The organism is Microbacterium sp. 67-17 (assembly GCF_001898325.1).
Taxonomy (GTDB): domain Bacteria; phylum Actinomycetota; class Actinomycetes; order Actinomycetales; family Microbacteriaceae; genus Microbacterium; species Microbacterium schleiferi.
Genome location: NZ_MKTR01000006.1, coordinates 13,610 through 24,990 on the forward strand (window position 1 = coordinate 13,610; position 11,381 = coordinate 24,990).

General features: G+C 63.0%; 8 protein-coding genes. 6 read left to right on the plus strand and 2 right to left on the minus strand.

Annotated features, from left to right (window positions below; all coding sequences use genetic code 11):
* The first annotated feature begins 342 nt into the window (after nt 1–342).
* Entirely contained in the window at nt 343–4,425 is a 4,083-nt protein-coding gene (locus BGO47_RS01945; RefSeq protein ID WP_292707988.1) for a hypothetical protein, read from the plus strand.
* Between the two features lie 216 nt (nt 4,426–4,641).
* Here the strand turns inward: BGO47_RS01945 and BGO47_RS01950 are convergent, their stop codons facing one another.
* Nucleotides 4,642–5,259 carry a dihydrofolate reductase family protein gene (locus BGO47_RS01950; RefSeq protein ID WP_292707991.1) on the minus strand — a complete coding sequence of 206 codons (618 nt, stop codon included), beginning with the start codon at nt 5,257–5,259 and terminating at the stop codon, nt 4,642–4,644.
* A 208-nt stretch (nt 5,260–5,467) separates the two neighbouring features.
* On the opposite strand from BGO47_RS01950, the gene BGO47_RS01955 reads away from it, so the two are divergent.
* The 4 genes from BGO47_RS01955 to BGO47_RS01970 all read left to right on the plus strand — a co-directional run bounded on the left by BGO47_RS01955 (nt 5,468) and on the right by BGO47_RS01970 (nt 7,792).
* Nucleotides 5,468–6,373 (plus strand): hypothetical protein, encoded by a 906-nt coding sequence (locus BGO47_RS01955; RefSeq protein WP_292707993.1) that lies wholly within the window; start codon nt 5,468–5,470, stop codon nt 6,371–6,373.
* A 278-nt stretch (nt 6,374–6,651) separates the two neighbouring features.
* Complete coding sequence (locus BGO47_RS01960) at nt 6,652–7,224, plus strand: YdeI/OmpD-associated family protein (RefSeq protein WP_292707996.1); 573 nt, start codon at nt 6,652–6,654, stop codon at nt 7,222–7,224.
* Nucleotides 7,225–7,292: 68 nt separating this feature from the next.
* Complete coding sequence (locus tag BGO47_RS01965) at nt 7,293–7,556, plus strand: ribbon-helix-helix protein, CopG family (protein ID WP_292707999.1); 264 nt, start codon at nt 7,293–7,295, stop codon at nt 7,554–7,556.
* Complete coding sequence (locus BGO47_RS01970; RefSeq protein ID WP_292708002.1) at nt 7,553–7,792, plus strand: toxin; 240 nt, start codon at nt 7,553–7,555, stop codon at nt 7,790–7,792. Before BGO47_RS01965 ends, BGO47_RS01970 begins: the two co-directional genes overlap by 4 nt.
* Before the next feature lie 2 nt (nt 7,793–7,794).
* Here the strand turns inward: BGO47_RS01970 and BGO47_RS01975 are convergent, their stop codons facing one another.
* The gene (locus BGO47_RS01975) at nt 7,795–8,481 is read right to left on the minus strand and encodes a nuclear transport factor 2 family protein (protein WP_292708004.1); all 687 of its coding nucleotides are present in this window, start codon (nt 8,479–8,481) and stop codon (nt 7,795–7,797) included.
* Nucleotides 8,482–8,626: 145 nt separating this feature from the next.
* Here BGO47_RS01975 and adhE point away from each other — a divergent pair, with 145 nt between their 5' ends.
* Entirely contained in the window at nt 8,627–11,326 is a 2,700-nt protein-coding gene (gene adhE / locus BGO47_RS01980) for a bifunctional acetaldehyde-CoA/alcohol dehydrogenase (RefSeq protein ID WP_292708007.1), read from the plus strand.
* The last annotated feature ends 55 nt before the right edge of the window (nt 11,327–11,381 follow it).

Here is an 11,381-nt window from a genome sequence, read left to right on the forward strand (position 1 = left end):
GAGTGAACTAATCGGGGAGCGCGTTTACAAGCCCGCGGAGTAGCTCTACAAGCTGCCTATCTGGTGGGAGGAGGATTTCCCTCCCGTTTCGTTTCGCGTAGCGCTCACGCAATAGTGCTTGTTCGAACTCCACGAGTAGCATGCGAGGCGTCTTCGCGTCGGTCATGTTCACAACGCTATCTAGCGTCCATCCGAGGCCTCATCGTTGCCGCCCGCACCTCGATGGAAGGCGTGTATCACAACTGCAACGGCACCAACGGTGGTCGACCACCTGGCAGAGACTCGAGCGAGTCCTTGTGTTGCGCTATGTCGAGGGGGACTGCTGTGCCGTAGCTTGATGCCGTGCTTGCCGTAGATCGTTTTGTTTCGCCTCGTGGATACGCATACCCGGAGGACTTCGCTCCGGAGAACGACGCCGGATATGCGATCCCACTCGCCGACCTTGCAGGACGTCGCGCAAGCCTTGTGCTCGGCGAACCAGGGGCAGGAAAGACCACGGCCCTTCGGAATCTTGCCGACGTGCTCACACGGGGCACGGACGCTGTGCGCCTCCTGGACCTGCGAGACTGCTACTCGGAAGCGTCCCTCGAGTCCGCGTTCGACCGCGTCGAGGAGACGAACACCGAGGAGGGCCGGTCGCGCATTCTCTTGCTCGATAGCGTCGACGAGACTCGGGTTCTGATCAGAACCTTTGTAAGGTTTCTTGAGCGCCGGCTCGGCGCGCTCATGCAAAACGGTTGGCGCATCATCGCTGCCTGTCGAACCGCCGAGTCGGTCCGAGCGCTAGACGAACTCTTTGAGGAGCTAGACCCGGGAGCGGTCCATGTGCTCCTCCCGCTGCAGCGTGCCAACGTTGTCTCGATCGCCGATTCGCTCGGGGTGGACAGCGAAGAATTCCTGCGCGAGGTCGGCCGGCATCGCCTCCAGTCTCTGGCGGCAACGCCCTTGACGCTCAGTCTGCTGTTCACGATCTTCCGAGCGGACGGTCGGTTTCCCGACTCAAGGGGACGCGTGTTCGAGAGAGCGATTTCCCTGATGTCCGGCGAGGACGCGGTTGACCGGTATACGCCAATCCCGCACGAAGAAGCCTTCCCCATCCGGCAACGCGCCGCCGTTGAGCGACTCGCCGCCTTTTCAACGTTCAGCGAGGTCGGATCCTTCGCCTTATTCAATGTTGGGGAGCCATCGGTCGGATTACAAACGGAACGCCTGCTTGGCACAGAGCGTGTCGAGGGAACCCGGCTTGAACTCACGAACCATGATCTGCAGAGTGCGCTGCGCACTTCCCTCTTTGCAACAACGGGCTTCAACGAGAGACAGTTCTCCCATCGTCAGCTGAAGGACTTTCTCGCGGCAAACCATATCCATCGAGCGGGACTGTCTCATTCGGCGCTGAGATCAGTCCTTACTGTCGCGGAAACCATGGCCATTCCACCGCAGATGGCAGATGTTGCGACTTGGCTGGTGGCGCAGCAGCCTGATGACTTCAAGTGGCTGCTGGATGCGGATCCGCTGACTCTGGTTAGGAACCGCATCACGGATGACTTACCTCACCTCGCGCGTGACATGGTGGGCCGTCTCCTGGAGCGTGCCGAAGAGGTCGACCGAGCACTCGCTTGGAGGGACGAGCTGTCCGGTCTTCGTTACCCAGAGATGGCAGCGGACTTCGAGCAGTACCTGGCAGGCCCAGAAACGACGCAGGTTGTCGCGCTACGCATACTGCGAGACTCGTATGTGCCTGGACTCGAGAAGACCCTTCTGGCGCTTCTAGAAGATTGCAGCACCGCACTTCGAGTGCGGGAGCGAGTCGCTGAGGTAGTGCGAACGCACCGGGTCGCTGTTGTCCTCAGTCGCGTCAATTTGCGGGACCCGGAGCTCTTCGCTGGAGACGACCACCAGGAACTGCGAGGTTCGCTTCTGGCTGCACTTTGGCCAGACTTCATCACCCCAAAAGAGTTGGTCGGCGCACTGGTCGAACCGCGCGAGCACTTTGTGGGGTCCTACTACCTGTTTCTCTCGCAACTCTCACAGAACGTGAGCCTAGATCTGGCAAGCGTCTTGCTTGATTGGTGGGCCTCATCCTTAGACCGCAGGTCGGAGACCGACGATGGATTCGACGACGAATTCAACGCGCTTGGGGGGACGATCGATGCGGCAGTCACGTGCGCGCTGTCTGCAGAGGATCTTCCGGCAGACGCTATGGTCGCCGTGGCGCGGGTCGTCGCGTACCGGCTCGGCCGCGGTCGCGACAGGCTTCCATTCTCGAGGTCGGAAGTCGTCCCGACCGCGCTGCGGGATCTGGTAACGAGACTCGTCGCGCTTGAAGAAGGGGATCTTCCCCTCTGGTTCGTTGTTCTGAGTGCGCGCGACGCTGATAACGAGCCACTCGTATCCAGCTCTGATCTGCCATGGCTGAAGGAGCGCGCAATGGAAGCCCCAGCTCAGGAACTGGATGCATGGATGAACCTCCTCGACCGGCTGCTGGACCCAACGAACGATCTAGACATGGCATGGGCGTGGGGCCAGCAGGAGACTCCGTTATGGGCGCGGCTGCGCCGCTACTTCGACCCCATTGACCTCGGTTCGGACGTAGCCACACACGCTCGAGCGATCTGGGAGATGAATCACAGGAGCGCACCGGATGTACACTCGCGAGCGATGTCGCCCGAAGAGTACGTCTCGACGGTCCGACGAATAATGCTCGACGTCCAAAATGAACCGACCAGGTTCTGGCTATTGGCGCGTTGGCTCGATGTAGACCTCGAATTGAGCCGGTACGTGCACGACCCGGGTCCCGACCTGCTGTCAACCGAGAACATCGCACTGTTCAGCGACCGAGAGCGGACTCTTATCCTCGACCTCGCCCGAGACTACATTGGCGCGCTCACTACTCCCGAACGACCGTTCCCAATGCGGCTGAAACGCAACACAATCTACTTCGGTATCCAAGCTGCGTATCGGGCGCTACATACGCTTTACCTTCATCGCTCGACAGATCTGAAATCTGTCTCCGAGGTCCAATGGGACATTGCGAATATTGCCTTGCTCGAAGCACAGCTGGGCCCCGGTGAAGCCGACGCGAGACGGGTCCGTCGAGGACTGCTCACTTTGTCTGATTCAACCTCGCCAGGCAATCTTGCGCGCGCCATCGATGCGTTCCTTGCTCGGATCGCACGTGGGACATCTCACGCTGGAACGATAGCCGACCTCGACGGGTTCGTCCGCCCAGCTCAATTCATGGCGCTTCGTAGAGCGATCCGAGCTGGAGGCAGCGATCGATCTTCGCTGATCGACCTCTACCTACACGTCGATACCGACGGTGCCACAGCGTGGGTTCGCAAGATTGTCCTTGATAGCCCGGACGAACAAGAAATCGCAGCAACTCTGAGTGCACTGACAGCATTCGATGCTGAGTTGGGTTACGACCTGCTCGAAGCTTTCTGTACGAATCGACCGGAACTTGCGAGCCCGATCTTGCTCAAGATTGCGCAGCACGAGCGGTTTGCCAGCGAGCGCATTCGCCAGGTCGACCCGGCAAAGAGAGTTGCCATCTACGTTCGGTTGGCCACGCTCTTCCCGCCCGAGACAGAGTCGTTTGAGCCCGGAGTGCACGCCGTGACGCCACGGGAGGATCTCGCCCGATGGAGATCTGAGCTCCTTCGCAGCGTCGCCGCGGGCGGAACACGAGAGGGGCTCCTCGCACTTCTTGCTGCCAATGAACGTATCTCGACCGTTGAGCTCGATTATGCGCTCGTTGCGGCACGGGAAGCGTTTCGAGTGAACGGCTGGAGCCCGCTGTCCATCGAGGAGTACTCGACTCTCATCGGAAAAGGACCCGCGAGGCTTGCTCGAACCAGCGATGACGTACTGCAGATTGTCTTGGATGCTCTCGATGAAGTGCAAGGCTGGTTGCGTGGGGAAACTCCTCAAGCATTCGCACTCTGGAACACGGGGGTGGGCTTCAGTAACCCGAAGGACGAGAACCAGATCAGCGACTGGTATTGCCACTCTCTCCGTTTGCTGCTGGGCAGTGGTCTGATCATCAATCGTGAGGTCGAGGTGTCCAACGCCGCAGGCAGGGGGGTGGGAAGCCGCCAGGATCTGCGAGTTGAGGTACGCGATTTGAACACTGGCGAACATTTGGTCGTGGTTGTCGAGGTGAAGGGTATTTGGAACCGGGGCGTTCGCAGCAACCTCGTGACACAGCTCGCTGGTGAATACCTGACCTCCGGCGCGCAGACACACGGCATCTACCTAGTCGTCGACTTTGACTCGAACCAGATGACGAACGAGAAGAACATCAGCCAGTCCGATCGAAACCGGCGCGGGCTCAGAGCCCACCTCGAATCACAAGCCGCGGCCCTGCCCGACGGTCTCAGAGTCCGAGCGGTCGTCCACGACGCCAGCCTCCCCGTACGCCGGTAGACGGCGCAACCGTTGAGCCCAGCTACCGTGAGCGTGTCGCTTTCTGGGACCGTCGCGAGCGTCTCACTCCGTTGTTTCCGCACCGGTTGCTGATGGCGGGCACGCGATCGATGTAGAGGATTGAGTCGACGAGCCCCGGTCGGGGTGGGGCATCTCGTCGCAATCGGACGCCCTCGCCAGCGATGGGCACTATCGTCGAGCCAATCTGCAGTCCATTCATGGTGCCGACGGGTCCGCGTCCGCAAATGGATCCGGGGTATGCTGAACCGCATAGCGGTGCATCGTCACGCCGCCTGTGTAGCTCGCCTGCTCAAGCAGCTTCAGCCGCACCGGCGCACTCACCTCATCGAACAGCGGGCGTCCCGACCCGAGGATGACCGGATGCGTGAAGAGCAGCACCTCATCGAGCAGCCCGGCCGCGAGTAGCTGCGTCGCGACATCCGCCCCGCCCACACCAATGTCACCGCTCGAGCTGGCGCGCATCTCACCGAGGCGCTCGATGGCGTCGTCCCCGCCGAACACCGTCGTGTTGTACGGCGCCTCGGTGCGTGAGCGCGAGACGAGGATCTTCGGCTTGTCGGTCCAGATGTGGCCGTAGTCGCGGTACACCTGCGGGAACTCGGTGTTCTCGCGCGCGGCGGGCCAGAAGTTCTCCATCGTCTCGAAGACCTTGCGGCCCTGCACCATCATCGTGAGCGCCTTGGCGCGCGCGTTGAACTCCTCGTGCAGTTCGTCGCCGATGCTCATCCAGTCGCCGCCGCCCTGCTCGTCGTGCGCGTGCTCGATGAACAGATCGAGCGAGACGTTCATCCAATACACAAAGCGTGCGGGCATGCATCCTCCTCGTCGCGGCGGTGCGCACAGTCCATCACGCGGGGCGGTGTCGGTGCGAGGGGGTAGTTTTCGAGGATGGTCGCCCACAACGACAAGCCCGTGCTGCACGTCGACTCCGTCGAGGAGTGGGAGCGGTGGCTGGATGCCGACCCCAGCCCGTCTCTTCGCTGTCCAAACCGCGTGGCACGCCGGCCATAAGCTCGGCTCCATGACCCCACTGGAGCATGAGGACATTCTGGCTTCGCTACAACAGACCCTGGGAACGGAGTCTCTGTTTCGGACTCTCAGCAACTTCGACGCCGTGGCATCGTTGGGAACTGGCACGATCATTTTCGATTCGGACAGGAACGCGGATGACGAGCTATCCCGAGACTTGCAGGCGGTAGCGCTCGCCAGGACGCTCGGTTTGCAGAGCATTGATCGGGCTCGCAAGCGGTTCCCGGAGGTCGAGGGCGTGGGGGATCCTGGCCGAACCGCCTACGTCCGCGCCTACTTGGACGCGATGGCGCACATCAATCAATGCAGGGCCGCGCTCAAGACAAACCCAGACGCGGAGCTCACGCTCGGAATGTACGCTGGCTCGGTCGCAATGGAGCGTCTGGTGCACACCATGTTCTCAGCACACCTGCTATATCAGTTGCGGCTACGAATCGAGGCCGATGCGGTTGCAAGGTTGGCGCTTGAGCAAATCGCCTGGTCGGTTGCCGTTGCTGGATGCAACTCGCGCGACGAGATTGATCTGAAGCAGCCTCAGAGATCTATCTCTGCGCTCAAGCGGCTTGTGGAGAATCCCCACCCTGGTCGGCTCTACAGCTATCTCAGCGGTGCCGCCCATGCCGGCATAGCGCGCCATCATACGATTTTCGATGTCGACGACAAGGGCCGCGGAGTGATTCGGCATGGCGTGACGGACTGGGCTGGCTCCGCTCAGATCATGATGATGCTCGCCGATTTGTGGGTCATAGCCTACGAGTCGGTGCAACGAAGCCATCTGTCGCGCACCGTCTCAACCGTGAGTGAGGCACCCTTTGGGGCCGACCCGCAGCGTCCTTTCCTAGCGGAGATAGAACGCGTCACCGATATGGTCAGAAATTTGGAGGCGGGCGGAGACTGACCCCGGTCAAAGCGGTCGCCGTCTTGAGTCAGCAGCGATCGGCCGAGTAGTCGACAACACCCGCGCCCGAGGCCGAGGTGCTCAGCTTGCCCGGCCTTCCAGCCGCTACGCCAAGCCGATCACTAGTCCAAAGCCCGGGGTGTGGTTGCAGTGTGACGGTCGGGGCTTGAGATGGCCCTCAAAGCCAGGAGGGCCTTGGCCATGTATCCTCCTCGTCGCGGCGGTGCGCCCAGTCCACCACGCCGGACGGTGTCAGTGCGAGGGGGTAGCTTTCGAGCATGGTCGCCCACAACGACAAGCCCGCGCTGCAGGTCGACACCGTCGAAGAGTGGGAGCAGTGGCTGGATGCCGATCCCAGCCCCGACGGCGTGCGACTGCGCCTGCGCAAGACGGCCACGCGCAAGCCGGGCATCACCTACGCCGAGGCGCTCGATGTCGCGCTGTGCTTCGGCTGGATCGACGGGCAGAAGCAGTCATTGGATGCCGACTACTTTCTCCAGGCCTTCACTCCGCGCCGGCCGCGCAGCCTCTGGTCGAAGGTCAACATCGCGCATGTCACGCGCCTGATCGACGAAGGACGGATGCGGCCCGCGGGCCAGCTCGAGATCGACCGCGCGAAAGCCGACGGTCGGTGGGATGCGGCCTACCGGCAGAGTGATGGCGATATCCCGGCCGAGTTGCAGGCGGTGCTGGATGCCGACCCGAAGCTCGCCGCCGCCTTTGCCGCTCAGTCAGCGCAGATCCGCTTCGCGATGTCGTTCCGCGTCGGCAACCTCAAGCGTCCCGAGTCTCGCGCCGCCCGCGTCGCCGAGTACGTCCGGATGCTCGAACAGGGGGAGACGCTCCACTGACTCAGAAAATCCGGACTCACACCGGGATTTCCGTCACCAAGCTGGGTTTTTCGTATTACGATACGTCCATGAGTAGCGGTGAGACCATCAACGGCGCACCCGTCACTGAGGAGCAGATCGCAGCTTGGGCGGCGGAGGCCGACGCGGGTTACGACGTGGACGCGCTCAAGCGCCGGGGCCGCGGACGTCCCGGTCGCGGATCGGAACCCGCGCAGGTGGTCGCTCTCCGGCTCACTACCGATGAGCTCGCCGCGCTCGACGCTCGCGCCGCCCGCGAGAACAAGTCGCGATCGGAACTGATCCGCGAAGCGATCGCCGCATACGCCGCGTGAAGATTCACGGTGCTGCGCTCAGGCACGGGATCGAACCCGACGATATCCGCCAAGCGGCTTCCTGGCCGCTGTGGGTCGAGGACCTCGACGACGACTCTCCTGCTCGCCAATTGCGGCTCGGCTTCGATACGCAGGGGAGACTGCTCGAGACCGTGGTTCTCGTCTTCGACAGCGGCAATGAACTCGTCATCCATGCGATGAAGGCTCGGCCGCAGATGCTCGACCTGCTGCCCTGAGCTCAGTGCTCGCCGTCGTGGGCGTCGTTGAAGGCATCCCGAATCGGGAAGGTGTCGTAGACGATGTGCAGTCGCTCGATCATGCCGTGCTGGTCGAGTTCGGCGACGTCGACGACCGTGAAGGGCGCGGGTTGCCCGGTCGAGAGGATCCAGCCGAAGTCGAACCAGAAGCTCACCACCGTGCGGCCCTCGGTCGATCCGGTCGTGGTGGTCCGCAGCGTCAGCCGTGAACTGGCGGTGTCGGCGAACAGCACGGGGTAGAACTCCGCCGCGGGCATCGTGCCATACAGGGGAGACTCGACCATCCCGCCGGGCGCAAAGAGGGCAACCACGCGATCGGCATCGGCGGCTTCGAGACTGGCGAGATACTCGTGGACCAGTCGGTCGACATCCGTCTGTGACGTCGATTCGGACGTGGATGCCTCGCGCCGCGTGCCCGCGATAGACCAGCCCGCAAGAAAGGCGACGGCGATGAGCCCGATCCCCAGGATGACCCATCCGATGATGCTGGTGCGCGAGACGAATGCGCTGCCGTCAAAGGGGACGAATGCGTCGCCGCTGAGCGGTTGATACGCGAACCAGCCGAACGTGGCGGGCTGAAGCTGCCCCACGGCCAACACGATGGCGCCGACCGCGATCACGACGGCAGCGATCACCCATGTCACGAGCCATTTGGTCTTTGACTGCATGGCTCGACACTACCGACCGGGGGATGCCCGAAGCTTGCGCCCGCAAGACGGGGACCATAGTCCCTGTATGTGGTCTGACCACAGTGTCAGGATGTGCGTAGGGCAAAGGTGCGGACACCGGGTCCGCGCAGCTGAGGAGGATCCCATGTCCACCACCATTGACGCACTCGTCGGGCGGGCCCAAGAAGCCCTCGCCGAGTACGCGTCGTTCACGCAAGAGCAGATCGACCACATCGTGCGCAAAGCGTCGGTGGCGGCCCTCCACCACCACGGAGAACTCGCCGTGCTCGCCGTCGAAGAGACCGGTCGTGGCCTGTTCGAAGACAAGGCCGTGAAGAACATGTTCGCGTGTGAGCACGTCACGCACTCGATCATCAAGCAGCGCACCGTCGGCGTCATCTCTCACGACGAGATCACCGGCATCACCGAGATCGCCGACCCGGTCGGTGTCGTCGCGGGCATCACGCCGGTGACCAACCCGACCTCCACCGCGATCTTCAAGTCCCTCATCGCGCTGAAGACCCGCAACCCCATCGTCTTCGCCTTCCACCCGTCAGCTCAGAACTGTTCGGTCGCGGCGGCCAAGATCGTTCGGGATGCCGCAGTCGCGGCCGGTGCTCCGAAGAACTGCATCCAGTGGATCGCCGAGCCCTCACTCGAGGCGTCCGGCGAGCTCATGAACCACCCCGGTGTCGCGCTGATCCTCGCGACCGGTGGCAACGCGATGGTTCGTGCCGCCTACTCCTGCGGCAAGCCCGCCCTGGGTGTCGGCGCCGGAAACGTCCCCGCCTTCATTGAACGCTCCGCCAAGGTCGGCCGCGCCGTCAACGACGTCGTGCTGTCCAAGGCATTCGACAACGGCATGGTGTGTGCGTCCGAGCAGGCCGTCATCCTCGACGAGCCGATCGCGACCGAGGCGCTTGCGGAGTTCACCCGCCTGCACGCCTACATGGTCAACGCCGACGAGAAGCGCAAGCTCGAAGAGTTCATCTTCGGCGTCCACGCCAACGCCAAGAACTGCGGCGAGGCCAAGCTCAACGCCAAGGTCGTCGGCCAGTCTCCGGTGTGGATCGCCGAACAGGCCGGCTTCACGGTGCCCGAAGACACCTCGGTGATCCTTGCCGAGTGCGCCGTCGTCGGACCCGAGGAGCCGCTGACCCGCGAAAAGCTGGCCCCCGTGCTGGCGGTGCTCCGCGCCAAGAACGCCGAAGAAGGCATCTCTCTTTCTGAGCAGATGGTCAACTTCGACGGCCTCGGCCACTCCGGCGCGATCCACAGCAACGACCAGAGCGTCATCGACGAGTTCGCCAAGCGCGTCCGTGCCGTCCGCATCATCGAGAACGCCCCCTCGGCCCTCGGTGGCATCGGCGACATCTACAACTCGTTCATGCCGTCCCTGACCCTCGGTTGCGGTTCCTACGGACGCAACTCCGTCTCCAACAACGTCTCGGCGGTGAACCTCGTGAACGTCAAGCGTGTCGGTCGTCGCAACAACAACCTGCAGTGGTTCAAGGTTCCGGCCAAGACCTACTTCGAGCCGAACGCGATCCGCTACCTCATCGACATGAAGAACGTCGAGCGGGTCACGATCGTCACCGACCCGACGATGACCAACCTCGGTTTCGTCGACAAGGTCATCGATGTGCTGAACCGTCGCCGCAACCGCGTGCACCTGCAGATCATCGACCGCGTCCAGCCCGAGCCGAAGCTCTCGAGCGTCGTCGCGGGAGCCGCCGAGATGCGGGAGTTCAACCCCGACACGATCATCGCGCTCGGTGGCGGTTCCCCGATGGATGCCGCCAAGGTCATGTGGCTGCTCTACGAGAACCCCGACGTGCAGTTCTCTGACATGCGCGAGAAGTTCTTCGACGTTCGCAAGCGCGCGTTCAAGTTCCCCGACCTCGGCAAGAAGGCCCAGCTCGTCTGCGTCCCGACCACCTCGGGCACCGGTTCCGAGATGACGCCGTTCGCCGTGATCACGGATGACGAGACGGGCATGAAGTACCCGCTCGCCGACTACGCGCTGACCCCGTCGGTTGCGATCATCGACCCGGTCCTGACGTCGGCTCTGCCGGCCAAGGTCGTGGCGGATGCCGGATTCGACGCCCTCACCCACGCCACCGAGGCGTACGTGTCGGTCTACGCGAACGACTACACCGACGGCCTGGCGCTGCACGCCATCAAGCTGATCTTCGAGAACATCGAACGCAGCGCGAAGGCACGTCCCGGCAGCACGGACCCCGCCGACATCCAGGCGCGCGAGAAGATGCACAACGCGGCATCCATCGCCGGTATGGCTTTCGGTAACGCGTTCCTCGGGATCGTGCACGCGATGGCTCACGTCACCGGATCGAAGTTCCACCTGATCCACGGACGCACCAACGCGATCTACCTGCCCCACGTCATCCGTTACAACGGACGCATCCCCACGAAGCTGACCAGCTGGCCCAAGTACGAGCGCTACATCGCTCCCGAACGGTTCCAGCAGATCGCTCAGCACCTGGGCCTGAAGGCCGCGACCCCCGAAGAGGGCGTCGAGTCCTACGCCCGGGCCGTGGAGAAGCTGCGTGACCTCGTCGGCATCGAGCGCTCCTTCCAGGCGCAGGGTGTCGCAGAAGAGGCCTTCATCGGCCGCCTCGACGAGCTCGCGATGGCCGCCTACGAAGACCAGTGCGCACCGGCCAACCCCCGGATGCCCATGCTTGCCGACATGAAAACACTCATGGAGGCGGCGTACTACGGAACCTCGTTCGACGAGGTCCGTGCCCACCGCGGAGAGGTTGCGGTTGCGGGAGAAACTCCGGCAGAGGCCCCCGCAGCCCCGCTCGCCAAGCGCGGCGCGTAGTACGCAACACACCGAAGCCCCGCCGGGTCGCGTTTCCCGGCGGGGCTTCGGCGTG

Coding starts and splice junctions, on each gene's coding strand:
- BGO47_RS01960 (WP_292707996.1), top strand. CDS start 6,652: ATGGTCGCCCACAACGACAAGCCCGCGCTGCAGGTCGACACCGTCGAA.
- adhE (WP_292708007.1), top strand. CDS start 8,627: ATGTCCACCACCATTGACGCACTCGTCGGGCGGGCCCAAGAAGCCCTC.
- BGO47_RS01975 (WP_292708004.1), bottom strand. CDS start 8,481: ATGCAGTCAAAGACCAAATGGCTCGTGACATGGGTGATCGCTGCCGTC.
- BGO47_RS01965 (WP_292707999.1), top strand. CDS start 7,293: ATGAGTAGCGGTGAGACCATCAACGGCGCACCCGTCACTGAGGAGCAG.
- BGO47_RS01955 (WP_292707993.1), top strand. CDS start 5,468: ATGACCCCACTGGAGCATGAGGACATTCTGGCTTCGCTACAACAGACC.
- BGO47_RS01950 (WP_292707991.1), bottom strand. CDS start 5,259: ATGCCCGCACGCTTTGTGTATTGGATGAACGTCTCGCTCGATCTGTTC.